General features: G+C 54.3%; 18 protein-coding genes. All 18 read left to right on the forward strand.

The window, feature by feature from the left end; genetic code table 11:
* Positions 1–3: 3 nt before the first annotated feature.
* The 18 genes from GT042_RS36910 (at position 4) to GT042_RS36995 (ending at position 18,825) form a co-directional block, all read left to right on the forward strand.
* Complete coding sequence (locus tag GT042_RS36910) at positions 4–219, forward strand: hypothetical protein (RefSeq protein WP_161313026.1); 216 nt, start codon at positions 4–6, stop codon at positions 217–219.
* Between the two features lie 1,463 nt (positions 220–1,682).
* Entirely contained in the window at positions 1,683–1,973 is a 291-nt protein-coding gene (locus tag GT042_RS40025) for an HNH endonuclease (protein ID WP_161313055.1), read from the forward strand.
* A gap of 328 nt (positions 1,974–2,301) precedes the next feature.
* A complete protein-coding gene (locus GT042_RS38545; RefSeq protein WP_237531560.1) occupies positions 2,302–3,144 on the forward strand; it encodes a peptidoglycan-binding protein in 843 nt (280 codons plus the stop codon).
* A gap of 234 nt (positions 3,145–3,378) precedes the next feature.
* Positions 3,379–3,816, forward strand: coding sequence for a hypothetical protein (locus tag GT042_RS36925; protein WP_161313027.1), 438 nt, complete (start codon positions 3,379–3,381; stop codon positions 3,814–3,816).
* A 3-nt stretch (positions 3,817–3,819) separates the two neighbouring features.
* Positions 3,820–5,319: a hypothetical protein gene (locus GT042_RS36930; RefSeq protein WP_161313028.1), complete on the forward strand. Its 1,500-nt coding sequence runs from the start codon at positions 3,820–3,822 to the stop codon at positions 5,317–5,319.
* A 6-nt stretch (positions 5,320–5,325) separates the two neighbouring features.
* On the forward strand, positions 5,326–6,759 hold the full coding sequence (locus tag GT042_RS36935; RefSeq protein ID WP_161313029.1) for a phage portal protein: 1,434 nt from the start codon (positions 5,326–5,328) through the stop codon (positions 6,757–6,759).
* A gap of 29 nt (positions 6,760–6,788) precedes the next feature.
* Complete coding sequence (locus tag GT042_RS36940; protein WP_161313030.1) at positions 6,789–7,871, forward strand: HK97 family phage prohead protease; 1,083 nt, start codon at positions 6,789–6,791, stop codon at positions 7,869–7,871.
* 40 nt (positions 7,872–7,911) lie between these two features.
* Entirely contained in the window at positions 7,912–9,111 is a 1,200-nt protein-coding gene (locus GT042_RS36945) for a phage major capsid protein (RefSeq protein ID WP_202534758.1), read from the forward strand.
* An 83-nt stretch (positions 9,112–9,194) separates the two neighbouring features.
* Positions 9,195–9,611, forward strand: a complete 417-nt coding sequence (locus tag GT042_RS36950; RefSeq protein WP_161313032.1) for a hypothetical protein — start codon at positions 9,195–9,197, stop codon at positions 9,609–9,611.
* A gap of 14 nt (positions 9,612–9,625) precedes the next feature.
* Positions 9,626–9,883: a hypothetical protein gene (locus GT042_RS36955; RefSeq protein ID WP_161313033.1), complete on the forward strand. Its 258-nt coding sequence runs from the start codon at positions 9,626–9,628 to the stop codon at positions 9,881–9,883.
* Between the two features lie 9 nt (positions 9,884–9,892).
* Entirely contained in the window at positions 9,893–10,480 is a 588-nt protein-coding gene (locus GT042_RS36960) for a hypothetical protein (RefSeq protein ID WP_161313034.1), read from the forward strand.
* Entirely contained in the window at positions 10,480–10,890 is a 411-nt protein-coding gene (locus GT042_RS36965) for a hypothetical protein (protein WP_161313035.1), read from the forward strand. Before GT042_RS36960 ends, GT042_RS36965 begins: the two co-directional genes overlap by 1 nt.
* Positions 10,891–11,237: 347 nt before the next feature.
* Complete coding sequence (locus GT042_RS36970; RefSeq protein ID WP_161313036.1) at positions 11,238–11,558, forward strand: hypothetical protein; 321 nt, start codon at positions 11,238–11,240, stop codon at positions 11,556–11,558.
* Positions 11,551–11,967, forward strand: a complete 417-nt coding sequence (locus GT042_RS36975; protein WP_161313037.1) for a hypothetical protein — start codon at positions 11,551–11,553, stop codon at positions 11,965–11,967. Before GT042_RS36970 ends, GT042_RS36975 begins: the two co-directional genes overlap by 8 nt.
* Complete coding sequence (locus tag GT042_RS36980) at positions 11,967–12,476, forward strand: hypothetical protein (protein WP_161313038.1); 510 nt, start codon at positions 11,967–11,969, stop codon at positions 12,474–12,476. Before GT042_RS36975 ends, GT042_RS36980 begins: the two co-directional genes overlap by 1 nt.
* Before the next feature lie 84 nt (positions 12,477–12,560).
* The gene (locus GT042_RS36985) at positions 12,561–12,956 is read left to right on the forward strand and encodes a hypothetical protein (protein ID WP_161313039.1); all 396 of its coding nucleotides are present in this window, start codon (positions 12,561–12,563) and stop codon (positions 12,954–12,956) included.
* Between the two features lie 281 nt (positions 12,957–13,237).
* Positions 13,238–16,798: a hypothetical protein gene (locus GT042_RS36990; RefSeq protein WP_161313040.1), complete on the forward strand. Its 3,561-nt coding sequence runs from the start codon at positions 13,238–13,240 to the stop codon at positions 16,796–16,798.
* Positions 16,795–18,825 carry a hypothetical protein gene (locus tag GT042_RS36995; protein WP_161313041.1) on the forward strand — a complete coding sequence of 677 codons (2,031 nt, stop codon included), beginning with the start codon at positions 16,795–16,797 and terminating at the stop codon, positions 18,823–18,825. The genes GT042_RS36990 and GT042_RS36995 overlap by 4 nt, the downstream gene beginning before the upstream one ends.
* The last annotated feature ends 211 nt before the right edge of the window (positions 18,826–19,036 follow it).

The raw sequence follows: 19,036 nt of genomic DNA on the forward strand, positions 1-19,036 counted from the left end.
AGCGTGAAATGGTACGAGCAAGAAAGGCAGAATCGCAGGATCGCGTTAACCGTCGCCGAGCGTCGAAACGGCAATGAACTCCACGAGCGGGCAATCAAGCTACGCGAAGAGTTCGAGGATATGAGCATCACGCAATCAGTGCACTTGGCTGCAATTCAAATGGGTCTTGTTGATGTGGAGATGGATGATGGTTCACAGGATGATGAAGTTCATGACTGAGCAACTGCATTACGAGAGGCATCCTGCCGTAAGACTTGCTAGGTGTCCGTTTCACGACACGGCGCACTTCCTTGCTACTGCGACCCTGTTTATCCCCCAGGCGGAGCGCGAGGAAGAGAAGGCGCTTAGGGAGATGACCGGTGAATACACCCTATCTATGCGTTCTGCTGTACGAGACATTTTGTCTAACGCCACAACAGATAGTGGACAGAGCAATGATCTGTAAGCCGTGCGCCGAGGCCGCGGATCGTTGGATGGCTCACACAGACGAGACGTGCGCCGGCGGATGCGACTGCCAGCATCGAACCAGAAAGGGCTCCATTGACACTGCCAGTGGTAACGATGCATCGACTGCAAACGCAGTTGGAACAAGGCTGGGAGGAGACAATCACGTGGACCGATCCTGAGGGAACGGTTCATCACGAGAAGATCTTCCAGGCTTCTATCTTGAGTCAGTTGCAGGCAGAGATTGTTGAGCCTCGCGCCATGACGTCCTCTGAAAACAAGAACGCGAACAAAGCTGGTTCCAGGGCGCCCGGCAATGCCGATGCACTGCATCTGCGCGAGGAGTGCGTTGCGGCGCTTAAAGAGGCACGCAGAGTCTTGCAGAACGCAACAGGGCTAGGCACACCCTCCCTGGGCGTACAGATCGGTTATCTTGAGAAGCATGGCTCTAGGCGAGCAGATAATGACGAAGACATCGCCCAACTGATAAAAGGTATCCTGAGCGATCTATCGTCCAAGGTTCGATCCGCTCGTATCATCCTTGGTTACGACATGCCTAAGGTTGCATTGCCCGATACTCCGTGTGATCAATGCGGAGGCATTTTGGTCGTAGCGCAGGACGCATCGTCGGACGTGACATGCGTTGGCGTTGAGGGAATGGCTTCATGCGGAAAGAGGTATAGGCGAAGGGAATGGGTATCTCTGCTAGAGAAGATCACTAGCAGGATCAGCACCGAGGCCGCGTGCGCCTACACAGGGCGTTCGGTCCCCACCCTGTACAGGTGGGCCGCTGAGGGGCGCGTACACAGGCAGGTGGACCCCCGGACAGGTCGCTCGACCTGGGACGCCAGCAAGCTACCTCAGGCCGTACCAGGGCACCCTCCCCCGCCGGCGCCGGCGCTACCTACTGCGCGCACGCCCGCGGATACCGCAGCAGAGGGGTAGCTGTCAAGGTGAACCCTTGACTTCCAATAGAGGGTCGCTGAGAATAGGGCTACCACACGCATGCCCATACAGGGGCTCACCTCTTACAGGTGGGCCCCTTCTCTATGCCCAGGCGCCTTACTTGATGGGGCCACCCGTCAGGGTAGGGATAGGGATACCTCGGATAGGGATACCCCACCTTGGGGCAGTGGGCAATGCATCAGGGATCAGCCATCAGGGATACGGGATGGGGCACGCTGATACTCGCTACTACACACTACACAGGTAGGTATCCCATGGCATTGACTGATGATATGGACTATCGGCGTGGTCGTGGTGGTAGGCCACTCAATCGAGCTAAAGCTTTGCTCAAGACTGAGGGCTCCAACGTATGCTGGATATGTGGCGCACCCATAGACCTAGTGCTATCGGCACGTGATCCTAACCATGCAATGGCATGGACACTGGACCATGCAATACCACTGAGCATCCGACCTGATCTATCCCTTGAACCTAGTAACCATCGCGAAGCGCATCGGAAGTGTAATAGCTCCAAAGGCAATCGCGTGAGGAAGATCGCTCGTAATGCCTCGCGCGCATGGTGAGTGATCTTTGCTATAGGCAATGATCCAACATTAGGGAATGCAAAGAGATCATTCACTATAGGCAACTGATCAGGTCTAGGGGAGACAACTACCGATTGGGTAATACGGCACCATATCGGACATAGGGGGGTGGGGGGTGCGAGTATCAAGATCTTTAGGTTGACCCCGCGCCCATCGGAACCTTTTTTCTCCCTATTGACCTGCGGGTTTCCAGGCGATCATGAAGCTCTATTGGATCACCAATCACTTAATGCGGCCCATTAGTTTGCTCGACTGCAAACTCAATCCGTAATCCGCTTTACTGCAAACACTTTTGAGGAGCAAGCAAATGGCAGAGATGTGGTTGCCAGGCGCGACTAGGTACAACATCGGAAATACCGGGACGATGAATGGCGGGCCGGCGCGAGTGACGCACCACGCCACATCCAATACAACGGATTGGACGTTTAAGAACGAGTCTGCTTACTTCAACGGCGGTGGCCGCGGTGTCGCACCGCACCTTGTTGCCGATCCTTTCACGGGGCAGATCGCACAGTACTTCCCTGCCAACTCGCGGGCTCTTGCATTGCAGAACGCGAACGATGTGCGTACCAATAGGACCGGCAAATACAACATTCAGATTGAATGGGTATTCACCAAGGGTGAAGTAGTCAACGGAAAGAAGTACACCAACCTCGCCGATACTCCGATGAAGGCTTGGCCTACCATTCGCGCATGGCTTAAGTCTCTGGGTATCGCTGAGACTTTCCCGGGCGGCGCCCCTCAGTCCTGGGCACGCGACACGGTGTCCCTGGATATGTGGCTCAAGCAGGGTGGGCACTATACGCACGCGCAGGTTCCCGGTAATTCCCATGTCGATCCGGGTCCGCTGGGCAACCTCTTTGGCGGATCCACGCCGAAACCTCCGGTGACCGTTCCTACGTACGAGCCATTTCCGGGGGCTGGTTGGTTCTCGATGGGCCGGCGTTCTCCAATCGTTGCGGCTATGCATGATCGGCTTGTCGCAGAGGGTTGTGGCAAGTACAAGTCATCGCTTGATAAGGACGTCATTGGTTCCGGCGACAAGGCTTCTTATGAAGCGTGGCAGCGCAAGTGCGGATATACGGGCGCCGCGGCCCAGTGGCCTCCCGGTAAAACTACCTGGGATCGACTTAAGGTCCCGAACGTTTAGGAATTCGCATGGCAACCACAGGCAAAATAACCAAAGCTCAGAGAGAGAAAAAAGAACGAGACGATTTGGTCACTGTAGGCATCCGCGCCCAGGTGGCTCAGACGTTTCCAGGCAAGTGGGCATCCGCAGTTGGCTACGGTCCCGCCTGTTGCTGTGGATTGAGAACCAAGTGGAGAGCGGCCGGGGGAGGAATTCCCTCTGGTATCTGCCATCGCCATCCCTGGGCGCATATGTTTGTTAGGGCTGATCCAGTTGCCTGATATTCCTGACGTGCTTATAGGCGTTCTCAAAGAGAACGATTATCTTGAATCATTGAAAGCCATTCGCAACCGTCTTGCCGAAGAGTTGTCTGCTGGCGGGTGCGATCACTGCGGACGCGAGGGGCCGCGCGACTCCAAAGACGTGGCGGCGATCACGCTTCGACTCGTTGACGTCCTCGGGAAGATCGAGGCGTACGAGAACCCTCAGGGTGGCGCACGCGCCCCGGAGGGTGGCGAGCCTAAGCCGGACAACGTCTTCGACTTGAACCGCGCCCAGGCGCGTGTAGCGGAGCAACAGGGCCGGCGTACGGGGCACGGCACGCAGACCACGTCCGCCCCTCAGTCCGTTGCGAAACGACAGGACGGGTACGGCAGGCGCCCCGGTGCCGGCCGCAAACCGAAAGAGGGTTGATGAGTGGCAACCCTCGAAATGGTGCGACCGCGGATCCTTTGCCGACCCGCTAGCTATATAGACGTCGGCATCGGCAGGGATGCTGTCCAGCTTGCGGAGTTCGCCGGTCTTAAGCTATTCGACTGGGAAGCGTACATCCTTGAACAATCTCTTGGAATCAGGGATGACAATAAGTGGGCAGCATTCGAAATTGGCCTTATAGTTTCTAGGCAGAATGGGAAAGGCAGTATCCTTGAGGCCCGCGAACTTGCGGGCCTTTTTCTTTTGGGTGAACGGCTAATCATTCACAGCGCTCACCAGTTTGATACATCTATTGAAGCCTTCATGCGCGTCAGTCAGTTGATTAAAGACACGCCTGATCTCAACGACCAAGTGGCCCGCATGCCCAACTCGCACGGCTCCGAAGGTGTCGAGTTGAAGAATGGGCAGCGTCTCAAGTTCCGTACGCGAACTAAGGGGGGTGGCCGCGGGTTCACTGCCGACTGTTTGATCCTTGATGAGGGAATGTATCTGGGATCAGCAATGGTGTCCGCTTTGATGCCCACGCTGTCCGCGCGACCCAATTCGCAAATCTGGGTTACAGCATCCGCTGGCGACAAAGAGTCAACGCAGCTCGGCTTGATGCGCCGGCGTGCCATCAAGGGCGATGACCCATCCCTGTTCTTTGCCGAGTATTCCATTGAGGGCTGCACCGACTTTTGCGATCCAGACGTTCGAGACTTCAAGTGTCCTGAACATCTGGCAGTAAATAGTCCGGAAGCTTGGCGGCTTGCCAACCCGAGTATGGGTATCACCATTACCGAGGAAGCGATTGCGCGCGAGTATCGCGCAATGGACTTGGCGTCCTTCAAGCAGGAGCGACTTGGAATTGGTGACTATCCAACAGGGAATGACGCATGGAATCTGATAAGCAAGAACGCATGGTTTGCTCGCACGACAACCACTATGGCGCCACGAACAGGAGTGGTATTCGTGGTGGACGTAAACCCTGAGCGCTCCTATGCATGCATCATGGCAGTTGGCGGCGATGATGATGGGCAGATAGTTGGAGAGATAACCAGTGATAGGTCTGGTGAGCTAGATTATCGCCCTGGAACCAATTGGGTGATGCCGCGTTTGTTGGAGCTGCATAGGAGGCATCGCCCGAATGGGATAGTTATGGACTTGGCGGGTAACGCCGCGGAGTTCAAACCGAAGCTTGAGAACGCCAAGATCAAGGTCATTGCGCCCACCACTCGGGAGTATGCACAAGCTTGCGGGAAAATGTATACATCCATTGTTCCCGGAAGGAACAACAAGCCCAATGTTTGGCATCGCGATCAAGAGGACTTGACTAACGCCGTACGCGGTGCCGGCAAGCGGAACCTTGCAGGACTCTGGGCGCTGACTCGGCAGAATGCCGCAACGGACATTAGTCCGATTGTTTGCCTGACGCTCGGAATTTGGGGACATGAAAAACTCATTCTCGAAAAGAAATCCAGTCTCGATGTCGCTTGGGGGTGAGGCTCTGTGGCATTCCGCGAGAAAGTGGCCGCTTATGTAAAGGAGATGTTTACATTCCGGACTAAGGCGTTCACCGAGCCTCGTTTCTGGGATACCGACCTAATGAACCTCCCATTTGTTGCGGGAGGCATTTCCGATCAAGAGAAAATCGAGAACGATTTCGAGGGTTATGTATCCTCGATGTACAAGGCTAACGGCCCTGTCTTCGCTTGCATAGACGCGAGAATGAAAGTGTTCTCCGAGGGTGAGTTTATTTTTCGCGACAGGAAGAATAAAGGGAACTATTTCGGGGGTACTGGCCTAGGTGTACTTGAAACACCTTGGCCCGGTGGCACCACGGGAGAGCTATTGGCGAGAATGGAGCAGGATGCATCTCTTGCCGGTAACTCTTACTGGGCCATGTGCGATGACTCGGGGCGTATAGGTAAAGCAGCGGCCGGCAAAGGCTTGAGGCTCACGCGTCTTAGGCCTGACTGGATAACTATAGTCATTAGTAGCAGCGATGCGAGTAATAATGATCCTTTCGCTGCGGACTGCAAGGTCATTGGCTATTTGTATTCCACGCAGCTTTCTGGCATGGCGCACAGTAATGGCTTTGGTCAGGCCAACGATATTCTATTGCTGCCTGATGAAGTTTGTCATTACTCGCCAATTCCCGATCCGGTGGCAAGGTTCCGCGGAATGTCATGGCTTACCCCCGTACTGAGGGAAGTGTCGGCAGATAGCAAGTCCACTATTCATAAGGAGTCATTCCTTAAGAACGCAGCAGTCCCTAACATGGCAATTAAGTTCTCGCCGGAAACATCTAAAGATGATTTCGATGAGTTCGTTGCCAAGTTCAAGGGAAGCCATCAAGGTGCGTGGAATGCCTATAAGACGTTGTTCCTCTTGGGTGGCGCTGACGTAACCCCCCTCTCAATGGATTTCCGGCAGCTTGAGTTCTCTCAGACAGTAGGTAAGGGGGAGTCGCGTATCGCAGCGGCGGCCGGCGTTCCTCCGTCCTGGGTCGGTCTCTCAGAGGGGCTCCAAGGCTCGGGGCTTAACCAGTCCATGTATGCGGCGGCACGTCGGCGTTTCGCCGATGGAACGATTCGCCCTCTGTGGCGTATTGCCGCGGCGAGTATGCAGAATATCGTCATTACTCCCAATGATCAATCTCAGCTCTGGTACGACGATTCGCAGGTGGCGTTTCTGCGAGAAGACCAGACAGACCTTGCCGAGATTAATCGCATTCAGGCTAATGCGATTGACTCTTTCATAAAGTCTGGGTTCAAGCCGGACGCTGCCGTTCAAGCAGTTCTTACGCGCGACTTGCGCGTATTGACCGGACAGCATACCGGATTGGTGTCTGTGCAGATGCAGCCACCTGTTGACCCCAACGCGCCTAAGGCCATTGCGCCACCGCCCGCGAATCCTGGTTCCGGACCGAATGGAAACTAACCATGCCCCGTAAGGGTTTTCAGTCGAGCGTGAAAGTAAAGGATGCCGTTAAGGGGGAAGTCTCCGCGGTGTTTTCCACTTTCGACGTTATCGATAAAGACAATGAAGTAACAATGTCTGACGCCATCAAGGATGGCGAAGAGTTTGTTGTCAGCGCCTATGGTCACACATCGTGGGCTGGCGAGCTTCCCGTAGGCAAGGGAAAGATACGCACCACTAAGTCCGAAGCTATTGCCGATATGCAGTTCTTCATGGATACCACCCAGGGACGAGATACCTTTAACGCCGTTGCCGAACTTGCTAAGTCAGGCCTGGGCGAATGGTCGTACGGATTCGATGTCTTGGATGCACAGCCTGGTGTATTTGACGGTAAGGATGTTCGCGTCCTTACTGGCCTCAAAGTTTTTGAGGTATCACCCGTCTTGGTAGGCGCCGGCGTCAACACTCGAACTCTTTCCGTGAAGTCGGCTTCCGGTAAGTCCGATGCGGGGCGAGCGGCGTACAACGCTGCTATCCGTCCCCATACCACTGCAACGGACAACGGGGATTGGAACGCAACTAAGGTCAAGTCCGCAATCCCTGGCAACGCTTCTATTGCGGACCTCAGAAGCGTCTATGCCTGGCATTCTCCAGACGGAGATCCCGAGGCAAAATCGAGTTACAAGTTTGCCCACCATGATGGTGTCGATGGGGCAGCGAATATCCGAGCATGCATTACGGGTATTGCAATCCTTAACGGCGCCATCGGTGGGACTGGCATTCCGGATGCTGACAGACGTGGTGTTTATAACCATCTCGCCAGCCATCTTGAAGATGCCAAGCGCGCGGTTCCTGAACTGCGGGCAGACCTTTCCCCTAGCTCATTGAAATTTGCAGACGAATGTGCCGCTGTCTTGGCGTCGGTTTCTAGTCTGCGTGAGCGCGCAGAGGAAGTACATACCCTCCGCGCTTCTAAGGGTCGCACGATGTCCAGCGCTTCCGTAGAAATGCTGGAATGGCTTGACGGAGAACTCCGCCGGCTTAAGGCCCTTATTGACACTCCGCAGGAAGACATGGCGCGTGAATATATGCGCTTCACTCTTACAAATATGATTGGAAACCGGAATGCCTAGTGACATTGCTTTCCCCGCCCTCAAGGATGTTACGGGGAAGATGGATGAGCTGCGACAGAAGGTCGCAACTGTGTTTGCGGAAGCTGGCACGGAAATGGACTTCTCTAAGGTGAAGTCCATTTCCGGCAACACGTTCGAGAAGTCCGCTACGGTTCGTGCGTGGAACGACGAACTGAATGACCTCGGCAAGAAACACGATGACATGCAGTCGGTCCTTAAGGCCGCTCAGCGCGCGCAGGTTTCGCCGGACGCGCGCGAGGGCGAGAAGGGCAGTCAGCATGAAATGAAGACCCAGGGACGTAAGTCCTTCGGTCAGCACTTTGTCGAGTCGCAGGCCTACAAGGCGAAGAACGGACACATCGGTCCCGAGGCTACGCTTGACGTGGACCTTAAGTCGATCCTGACTAAAGATCTGATGGAGACGACCGATGGTTGGGCGCCTGAGACTACGCGCACCGGTCGGGTAGTGGATTACGTGACACGGCCGATTCAGGTTATCGACCTGATTCCGCAGAACGTTACCAATCAGTCCGCGGTCGTTTACATGGAAGAGACTACGTTCACGAATCCGGCTGCTGAGGTTGCGGAGGGTGGCGCCTATCCCGAGGCTGAGTTGAACCTCACGGAGCAGAACTCTCCGGTGCGGAAGATCTCTGTATTCCTTCCGATCACCGATGAGCAGCTTGAGGATGTCGGTCAGGTCCGCGGTTACATCGACAACCGCCTGCCGTTTATGATTCGGCAGCGGCTCGACCTTCAAATCCTTTCGGGTGACGGCATCGCCCCCAACCTTGAGGGTCTGCTCACCAAGTCTGGTGTTCAGTCGATTGCCAAGGGATTGGACGCGACGCCGGACGCCATTTACAAGGCTATGGTTGCGGTTCGCGTCACCGGGCAGGGTATGCCGAACGCCGCGGTGTTCCACCCGCTTGACTGGCAGGACATCCGGCTTCTCCGCACCGCAGACGGCATCTACATCTGGGGCAACCCGAGTGACGCCGGCGTGTCTCGCATCTGGGGTTTGCAGGTAACCGAGGCCCAGGCGCTCACTCAGAACACCGCGCTCGTTGGCGACTTCGCGAACTACTGCGAGCTTGCTGTCCGCCGCGGGATCAACACTCAGGTTTCCAACTCTCACGATGACTACTTCGTCAAGGGCAAGCAGGCGATGCGTGCGGACATGCGCGCGGCGTTCGTGGTCTACCGGCCCGCTGCTTTCTGCAAGGTAACTGGCGTCTAATTTTTCGCCTATCGATTCGAACTGTTGTGCTATATGGGGAGTAATCGTTCATTCGGTTACTCCCCTTTTTCTTTGGAGAAAGCATGCCTCTCATTGAGGGAACTACAGGCGTAAAGACGCTAGTAGCTGAATACGATTTCGCCGTTGATGGCGGGACCGTCGGATCAAAGACCCTCCGCGGTATTGCCGGTAACGGCAACTCTATTCCCGCCGGATCCACCGTTATCGGCGGTTATCTCGAAGTGCTGACTGCGTTCACTTCCGCCAGCACAAATACAGGCACAGTGGCACTGACTCTTGAGGGTGCTGGAGATCTAGTTGTCGGTACCTCGCAGCCTGTGTCCGGAGCACCCCTATCTACCACGGGCCGTAAGGATATCCTCCCCGATTCCACGGGGGATACGTCGATCCGCACTACAACCGCCCGCTCCGTTGTGGCCACGCTTGCGATTGCTGCTATTACCGCCGGCAAGCTGCGCGTTCACCTGCGCTACGTGTAAGGGGATTGCAATCAATGAAGATTGATACAGACATCCTCCGCAACGCGGAAGGCGAGTTGGTTTGGGCTGACGATAATCCGTCCGGCTATGGCGTTATCGTGTACGGCGCTGGCAAAGAGGTATCGGATAAGTGGCTTGCTGATAACGGTCTCGTATCCGAAGATGAGCCTGAGCCTGAACCCGTAAAGGAAGCCGCCAAGAAAGCACCGGTAAAGAAGGTTGCGCCCAAGCCGACAGACAAGCAGGTTTCGGGCCCGACCAATAACAAGTGAGGCTGCGTCATGACCCTGGGCGCAAACTTCATCACGGCTGTAGAGCTCAAGCGGTATATGGGACTTCAACCAGATACCTACATGGAGCACGTACAAGATGCCGTCGATTCCATTACGGGCGACATTATCCGGTGGTGTCACAGGGACTTCAATGATGCGGGCGCGGTGACTACGCGTGTGTATAAACCAATCCTGCATTCTGATGACGGACCAATGATTATCACCGACGATTTCAGCACTGTTGAAAACTTGATAGTGGAGTCGAACGGAACCACATTCAATAACTCTGACCTTGAACTACTGCCGCTTAACGGCGTCATGCAGGGGTTCACGGGGTGGCCTTATTGGCAAATCCTGGGAAACTTTAGCATTGGTCAGAAAGTGAGTGTGTCAGCGCAGTGGGGATGGGCTCAGGTGCCTAAGCCTGTTAGGCAGGCGGCCTTTCTTCTCGGCTCCGACACATTCCAATTGAAAGATCAGCGATTGGGTATAGCGGGATCGGATCAGTTCGGATCCATCGTCACTGTCAAAGACAGTAGAGCTGCTCAGTCAAAGTTGAAGCCTTTTCGCAGGGACTCAATATTGGTGGCTGGCTAATGGCATCACTTAAAGAGATTCGTCTCGCGATCGGAAAGACCGTGCTTGACGTTCTTTCCGAGATGAACGTATATGCCAATGTCCCCGATGTTGTCAATGTTCCCGCAATGGTAGTTGGTCCTCCTAGGGCCGATTACGCGAAAGCCTTTAATCGCGGATTCGATGAATGGGAATTCGAGATTTACTTGCTTGTGGGGATTCCTGAAATCACGCAGTCGCAAGACAATCTCGATATGTATGTTACCGGGTCCGGACCAAAAAGTATTCGCGAGATCATCGCTAGCAACCCCTCGCTGGGGGATGTCGTTTCCGATTCCATGGTCATGACTATGGATCAGTACGGCGGGAGTTATGCGAATTGCGGACTCCCTCACGTGGGCGCCCGTCTGACACTCAAGGTTTTGACTTAGGGATAAGCCATGGCGACACTTACTACACAGAATATTGTTAATGCTGGAACTAAGCCCACACTGACCGCAGCTGCATCTAGTGATACCGCCGAGATCGGCAGCGGTCACAATACGTTTGTGGTTTACAAGAACACAGACTCTAACGCGAAGACGGTAACCGTAACCGCTCCGGGAAATACGGAGTATGGACAGCCCTATCCGGATCCCGCTATTGCGCTCGCTCTTACAAATGGCGAGATATGGATTCCGCTTCGCAAGGAATATGACGACGGTACGGGGCGCGCGACGCTATCCGTTACCGGAACGGGTGGAGTCACGGGAGTAACCGTAGCGGTTGTGAGGATGTCATGAGCCCCCGCAAGGCGCTACCTCCTTCCCCTGAGTCCTACAGGCAGCGCGCGGAGAATCGCGCCAATCGCCGTAGGGCTGTGCCGGGAGATAAGCCGGCCCGCGGCATTAGCGAAGTGACCAAAACATACAAGGTCGTTGGACGTCGTCGTGTCGCTGGTCACGCACCTGGGGAAACGTTTCAGCTCACGATGACCCAGGGTGAAATCGACGCACTTATTGAGGCGGGTCACATCGAGGAAATCGAGCCATCCGCGCCGGAAAAGGCAAAACCCGTTTCGGGGACGGCAACAGTAAAGAAGGAGTCCGGCAATGGCTAGGCAGATTCTCCGTAATTGCTACATCGAAGTCAACTCGGTTGACTTCTCCGACCACGTCAGTTCCGTTGAGGTCAACGTATCCAAGGATGACATCGACGTAACCAATTTCGGCGGGGACGGACGTGAGCACGCGCACGGTCTCCAAGACAATAACTTTGTGATCAACTTCCAGCAGGATTTCGCCGCTGCGGAAGTCGACGCAACTCTGTTTCCTCTTTGGTTTAATGAAACTGAATTCTCCGTGGTTATCCGTCCTACAAGCTCCGCTGTTGGCACAACCAATCCGGAGTTCTCTGGCGAATGCATCATGTTGGAATACAAGCCGCTCTCTGGTTCGGTTGGGGAGCTTTCGGAGACGTCTGTCACGTTCGTGGTTCAGCGTGACAGTTTCAACCGCGCTACCTCTTAATGGCTAGAAATACAACGTCGATCAATGTGCGCGTATTGCCGGGGTCGGAGATAAAGAAAATCTCTGATCAATTGCGAGAAATCGATCGCACACTGCCGGCAAAGTTTCGTAAGGACCTTAAGGCCGCCGCTAAGCCACTCGTTGTTCAGGCCAAGGCTGCGGCTAAAGAGATCCCTATCACGAGACCTGATAGACGTCGGTTGCGGAAGAAGATTGCAACCGGCATTGCCTTGCAGGTATCTACCGGCAAACGCGCCCGCATTCGCGTAGTAACGCGCATGCCGGATTCTAAGACTGCAATTATACCTCGTGGTCTTGGCAGTCCAGCCGGTTTTCGACATCCCGTGTTCGGCGATGCTAACCAATGGGTTGTTCAGCATGCCGCTAATCCTGCAAACAACTGGTTCATGAATTCGATGCAGAACGGGCATGCCGACGCGGAAGCTCGCATCAAGGAAACCCTTAGAGAGGCTAGGCGCGATATTGTGCGCGCCGGCCGCAGGCATTAACCATTGACCGGAGTGGCGAGACAGGGGTTGCCTGTGCCCTAGCGGATGCCTCGCCACTCCACCTAATCCGCTTAGGAAAACATCATGGCACTGCTCAATAAGGACGCAATCCTCAAGGCTGACGACATGGTATTTGAGGACATCCCTGTTCCCGAATGGGGAGGGGACATTCGACTCAAAACTATGACCGGAACTCAGCGAGACGCTTTCGAAGACAAGTCGATGGATCAGCGCGGCAAGGATCCCAAGATGAATCTCACGAACTTTCGCGCTCGCCTTCTCGCTCTTTGCATCGTCAATGAGGACGGCCGGCGAGTCTTCTCCGATGGAGAGATAACGCTCCTCGGTCAGAAGAGCGCCAACGTTCTTGAGCGTCTTTTCAATAAGGCGCGTGAGATGAATGGCATGGATGACAAGGATGTCGAGGAGCTTACAAAGGGTTTCAGCGACGTCCCGAAAGAGGTCTCTACTTCCGACTAGCTCTCAGACTGGGCATGCCAGTTCGTGACGTTCTCGCTATTCATAGCTCCCGTGAACTTGCGGAATGGATGGCTTACGAGAAGGCATACGGTCCCATTGATAATGAGTGGCGTGATAATACCTTGGCTGAGATACATGAACTTTTGCAAGGAATTCTGCACATAACCGCTAGCGCCAACAGCGAGAACGGGACCAGTCAGGAGACTAAGCCTAAGACTCTCGTAAGGCCGCATCAACTATGGGATGAATACAAAAAGCAAATTGAGAGAGGGGCTATCTAGGTGAGTACCGTCACCTCTCTCGGATTCTCCATCTATAGCCGCTACAACGCATCTGGCACTAGGGATGCACGTCGGGACCTTGATCGCTTTAAGACGTCTGTACTTGGCGCAAGTAAGAAGATAGCAACCCTGGGCGCCATGGCCCCCATGGGGGTTGCTGCGATTGCGAGCCTGGTTGCAGTAGCCGGCGCAGGGGCCGCGGCGTTTTCAGCGGCCGGCGCGGCTGCTATAGCTTTTGGGCTAGCAGTTAAACCACAATTCAAGGCGATAACGGAGGCATCCGCAAAGTATACGGTTGCGCAAGAGGCAGCGGCAAAAGCAGACGTTGCCAATGCTCACGCTAAATCTCTTGCGTCAAAAGGTGGAGACGAATACAAGAAAGCCCTAGCCCAGGCGAAGACTGCCACCGATGCAGCACGCAGGGCGCAGGGTCTTTACTCGCAGGATCTCGCGGCTATGCCGCCGGCCACGCGCGCCACCGCAGATGCGCTACAGAATCTCAAGGACAAACAGAAGGCTTGGAGCGATAGTCTCGCCCCCAAGACGATGCCGCTATTCACGCAAGGATTGAACGTAGCTGCATCCCTTCTCCCTAAGTTGACCCCGCTCGTTCTAGTTGCGGCAGATGCTTTCGGTGGTTTGGCGGATCGAATATCCAAGGGGGTTTCCGGTCCTGGGTTTGAGAAATTTATCGGTGAACTTGTCGCCTCTGCAAAGATAGTCCTACCTTCTTTTATTATCGCAATAGGTAATGTCGCCCAAGGTTTGGGTAATCTCATTCGAGCGTTCCTTCCATATTCCGGGAAGTTCGCTAATGGGCTTGAAGAGATTAGTAAGAAGTTTCTCGACTGGACCACCAACCTTGGTTCGTCTGACTCGTTCCAGAAGTTTATAGATTTCGTTCAGGAGAACGGGCCAGTACTCCTCAAGATTCTTGGGGACATTGTTTCCATGTTGGGTACCAGCACGGAGGCTATTGCGCCGATGGCTGGGGCAAGTGCAATGCTGGCGTCTGCCTTTACGGGAATCCTGTCACACATTCCCACCAAAGCACTTGAGGTTTTCTATCAGGTAGCAGTAGCCGTGTGTGTTGTGATGCAGCTATACGCATTCTGGACCGCGGCTTGCGCCGGCGCTGTAACCACCCTAGGTGTTGCGCAATGGTGGCTGAACGATGCGTGCGTGGGAACACGCATCGGCCTCGCTGCTCTTTGGGTGCAGGAGAAGGCAATAGCCATTTGGGCCGCCATTACCACGGGGGCGACCTACGCATGGGCGACTGCTCAGCGCGCATTGAACTACGCGTTTATCAGCAATCCTATCGTTGGCATTATCGCAGTAATTATCCTACTCGGCATTGCGGTAGTTGTCGCATATAAGAAGTCCGACAAGTTCCGCTCAATTGTACAGGCTGCATGGCGTGGGATAAAGATCGCTGCTGGCGCCACTTGGGATTTCATGAAGATGGTTTTCGCCGGATTCATGACTGGAGTCCATGCCGTTGGCGATGCTGCTGTCTGGTTCTATAAGAGCGCCATAGTCCCCGCCTGGGAAGGGATTAAGACAGCCTCTCAGGCGGTATTTACTTACTTCCTACATCCGATATTTACCGCGTTTATGGCAACGATGCGGGCGGTTGGCGCAACTGCTACGTGGCTTTACAAGAACATCATCGCGCCAATGTGGTCGGCGATTATGTTTGTTATCAAGATCAATTGGTGGGTTATACGCGTAATCTTCGCATTGATCAATGCCGCCCTAATGGGTCTTGGCTGGTGTTTCCAGTGGCTTTACAATAATGCCGTAAAGCCGGTAATGGGCTGGATAGCAACAAAGGTCAAAGAAGCTTTCGCTGTAGTCGAGATCGCGATAGCCGTTGGCATATCAGCTCTCAAGGCTATAGGTAACTGGTTTAAGTGGCTTTGGGAAACAGTAAGTCGCCCGGTAATTAATGCCATCAAGACAGGCATCCGCATACTGGTAAATGAGTTTAAGACTCAGGTTGCCATTTGGACCAGCGCCCTCAAGGCTGCGGGTAATTGGATTAAGTGGCTTTGGAATACAGTAAGTCGCCCGGTATGGAATGCCATGAAGGCCGCTCTACGACTCGTTAGCGATGCCTTTAGTGCGGCTTACAATAAGGGGATAAAGCCGGCTTGGAATGCTATAGGTAGTCTGATTTCTAAGATCTGGAAGTCGACAATTAGTAAGTCGTTTACTTCCATGAAGTCCGGTGCTGGATCCGTGAAGGATGCATTCGTTACTGCGAAGGACGGAATTAAAGCAGCCTGGCAGAAATTGGATGCTGCCTTGAAGGCCCCTGTTAAGTTCTTTGTTGAGACAGTATATAACAATGGACTACGGTCCGCCTGGAATAAAACAGCGGGCAAGATTCCCGGCGTTCCCGACATGGAGAAGGCTAGCCTTCCCCGCGGATTCGCAAAGGGCGGATACCTTGGGACAGGCACTAAAGGCCCAATGGACAAGGTCCCGATCCTGGCGCAAGCCGGCGAGTACGTCATTCGCGCAAAGCGCGTTAGGGAGATCGGGCGTAGTGCGCTCGACTGGTTGAACTCTGGTAGCGGCGCACAGGCTTCACCCAACAAGGGTTCTGCGATGCCTGGATATGCTCTGGGTGGGATTATTGGAGATGCGGTAGGCAAGGTAACCGACATAGCCAAGGGTGGCTTTGACTGGGGCGAGGGCATTCTAAAGTCGGGTGCCGCCAAGGTGCTCAGCACTCTCTTCAAGCCTATCCGCTCTTTGACCAACAGCGTTGTTGATAAGTTCCCGCAAGCAGGAGTAATGGGAACGTTTATCAAGCAGTTCGCTAACCAGGGCTATGACAAGCTGATCTCTTACGTCAAGGGAAAGGCCGTTGACGGGGAGGGTGGTAACGGCAGGGGTGGAACTAAGGCTGCACAGGCACTCGCCTGGGCGCGAACTCAGAATGGCAAGAAATATCAATGGGGAGGAAATGGGAATCCCTCGTGGGATTGCTCAGGCTTCACTTCTGCCATTGAGTCTGTGATTCGAGGACAGAAGCCGCATCGTCGTTGGTCTACTCACGCGTTTAGTGGGAGGACAGCTCCTTCCGGATGGACTCAGGGACTCAGGTCCGCGTATCAGGTCGGCATTACGGCGGCCGGCGTAGGGCACACTGCGGGCACGCTGAGTGGCGTGAATGTGGAGTCCCGCGGTGGACGTGGCGTCATTGTCGGCAAGGGCGCCCGCGGTGCGCATGACAGCCTGTTTACTTCCGTCTATGGATACGACACATTGAAGTATGCGCGCGGCGGAATGATTCCTACTCAGCGAATGGATTCGGGAGGTACCGTTCCTCGCGGCCTATCGCTGATCAATAACACCACCGGTGCCCCCGAGCGTCTTGATCGCGTTCGCGGGGGTGGTGGCGGAGACACTTACGTCATAAACATCGGAGAGAATGGCACCTTCATCGGGGGCGCCGGCGCAAAGAAGGCATTTGAAGATCTAACCGTAGAGGCATTGCGGCGCGCCCAGGATAAGGGACGAGTAAAGAAGGGAACCGTTAATCGATGACAGCTAAGGCCACTTATGAAATCTGGATTGATTGGGATGGCGATGGTGGTCTTTTTGCTGGAAACTTTGAGGGCACGCTAGATGGATGGCAGGCGGAGGGTACTACGGTGCCAGCCCTAGAACTCTCCGCCGCTTTCTCTCACATCAGCGGTCGCTCAATGGAGATCACCTGGACTCCCTACGTGCCGGGCGCGACAGGGGACACGGGAACTGAGGTCAAGTTCGATGCGGTCGGTCGAGGATTCGATCAAGGGCGCTTCGGCGGTGCAACCTCTACTGATGTCCTCCCGCCTATAGTCACCAAGGGATATTCAAATCTGATCCCCGGCAGGCAGTACAGCTTTACGGCTTGGGTGTATGTGCCCACAGGTGGAGAGCATGTACGAATAGGCGTCGACAGCATTTCAATCTCGCCGGCAAGTTCCGTCTTGAATGGATGGCAGCAGCTCACGTGTGTCTTTGTGGCGGTTGCGAGTCAGCATACGCTTCGCATTACAGCCGCTGCGAACACCGCTGGCGGCGAGTTGACTTACATAGATGAAATCATGGTTACGGGACCGGGTGAGAATGTAACTCAGCGCGTGCTTGGTCTTCGCACACCGCTGGACATTTCATACGGAAGAGATCAGTCCCGTTCCCTGAGTTCGGTACAGCCTGGCGAGACTACGCTTGAGATTGACAATAGATCGCGCGACTACTCGCCCGATAATCCTGGATCGGTAATTGCTGGGTTCCTGAGTTCGGGTAAACAGGTTCTTATCAAGGCAACGTATCAAGAGGTCAGCCATGTAATGTTTAGTGGCTATTTGCAAGACTATGGTATTAACCCTGACAAGAACTCACGATCGGTGACTTTCTCTTGTTATGACGTCTTGTCGAAACTGAACGCAAACATCTCAACCCCCATGTATGAAATGCTGCGCACTGGTGACGGAGTACATGCCATCCTTGATGCAATTGGATGGCCTATCGATAAGCGAGATATCGACCCCGGTGCAACCATCATGTCTTACTGGTGGGCTGAGGAACAGTCTGGGCTTGAGGCGCTTAACGCGATTATGGGTTCGGAGGGACCTCCGTCAATCGCCTACGTTGACTCTGCGAATAACTTTGTATTTAGAGATCGTCACCATAGACTTCTCTATCCTGCATCCATCACCAGTCAGGCATCTATTGTCGACAAAGGTGAAGAGCCAATGTTCTCTTCGCCGATGACTTATGATATAGGTTGGAAAGATGTCGTCAATACGGTGAGCGTAGATATTGATCAGCGGCAACCGGGTGACATTGAAGCCGTATTTACCGGGACTGATATTATCGCGCTTGGTGCCGGCGAGTCCCGAACAATATCGATAAAGGGTGATAGCCCTTTCATGTCTGCCATCACACCTGAGCTTGGCGTAGATTACACAGTTCCATCGGGGTCAGTAACCGTTTCTCTGTCGCGCGATTCGGGAGAGAGTGCGGACGTAGTGATTACCGCCATTACCGCAGCGACTATTAACGGGATGATCGTAAGGGCAAGGCCCGTGACTGTGGCGCGAACAGTTAAAGTTCTGGTCCAGGATCCGGGATCAATTAGCGGCAACGGAATAAAGTCGTATGACGGAGACATGCCCTGGGCGAATGTCAACGATGCGCATGCCGTTGGGTCGCTTATTATCGGGCAGCGATCGCAGCGTTTGCCGATTGTGACTATCACGATTAAGAATGCAAACCCCATGCGAATGAATCAGATCCTAACCCGCGACATCTCGGATCGCATTCACATAGTAGAAGATGAAACGTTTACGGATCACGATTACTACATCGAAAAGGTTCAGCACTCTATCGCTGATATAGGTCACGATCACAGTGCCATCTTCTCATGCGAGCGTGCGCGAACGCAGGTATCTCCGGTATTTACCTTTGATGATTCAGCCAAGGGTTTTGATGACGGACTGTTCGGCCTGGATGGATTCGACGATCCCGCTACCGTATTCATCCTGGACCAATCCACACTAGATACAGGATTGCTAGGGACATGAGCACACTACTTACAAATAACGCGCGCGCATATGTCAATTGGGGTCGCTGGGTTGCCGACTGTCCAGTACGGTGCGGCGGTGCGCTTTCTCTCAACTCTGGACAAGCTACGTTCGCATGCCCGGAATGCAGGTCAATAAGTCAAATCGAATGGCCCAGCAACGCTAATGAGATATGGGAAGCGTTGCAGGAGCGGCCGGCGCCCAAGTTTCA

This window comes from Streptomyces sp. SID3212 (assembly GCF_009865405.1).
Classification (GTDB): Bacteria; Actinomycetota; Actinomycetes; order Streptomycetales; family Streptomycetaceae; genus Streptomyces.

Bases quoted from the DNA above. Each gene is read 5' to 3' on its own strand.
- GT042_RS40025 (WP_161313055.1), top strand. From the start codon at position 1,683: ATGGACTATCGGCGTGGTCGTGGTGGTAGGCCACTCAATCGAGCTAAA.
- GT042_RS38545 (WP_237531560.1), top strand. From the start codon at position 2,302: ATGGCAGAGATGTGGTTGCCAGGCGCGACTAGGTACAACATCGGAAAT.
- GT042_RS36945 (WP_202534758.1), top strand. From the start codon at position 7,912: ATGGATGAGCTGCGACAGAAGGTCGCAACTGTGTTTGCGGAAGCTGGC.
- GT042_RS36950 (WP_161313032.1), top strand. From the start codon at position 9,195: ATGCCTCTCATTGAGGGAACTACAGGCGTAAAGACGCTAGTAGCTGAA.
- GT042_RS36955 (WP_161313033.1), top strand. From the start codon at position 9,626: ATGAAGATTGATACAGACATCCTCCGCAACGCGGAAGGCGAGTTGGTT.
- GT042_RS36960 (WP_161313034.1), top strand. From the start codon at position 9,893: ATGACCCTGGGCGCAAACTTCATCACGGCTGTAGAGCTCAAGCGGTAT.
- GT042_RS36965 (WP_161313035.1), top strand. From the start codon at position 10,480: ATGGCATCACTTAAAGAGATTCGTCTCGCGATCGGAAAGACCGTGCTT.
- GT042_RS36970 (WP_161313036.1), top strand. From the start codon at position 11,238: ATGAGCCCCCGCAAGGCGCTACCTCCTTCCCCTGAGTCCTACAGGCAG.
- GT042_RS36975 (WP_161313037.1), top strand. From the start codon at position 11,551: ATGGCTAGGCAGATTCTCCGTAATTGCTACATCGAAGTCAACTCGGTT.
- GT042_RS36980 (WP_161313038.1), top strand. From the start codon at position 11,967: ATGGCTAGAAATACAACGTCGATCAATGTGCGCGTATTGCCGGGGTCG.
- GT042_RS36985 (WP_161313039.1), top strand. From the start codon at position 12,561: ATGGCACTGCTCAATAAGGACGCAATCCTCAAGGCTGACGACATGGTA.
- GT042_RS36995 (WP_161313041.1), top strand. From the start codon at position 16,795: ATGACAGCTAAGGCCACTTATGAAATCTGGATTGATTGGGATGGCGAT.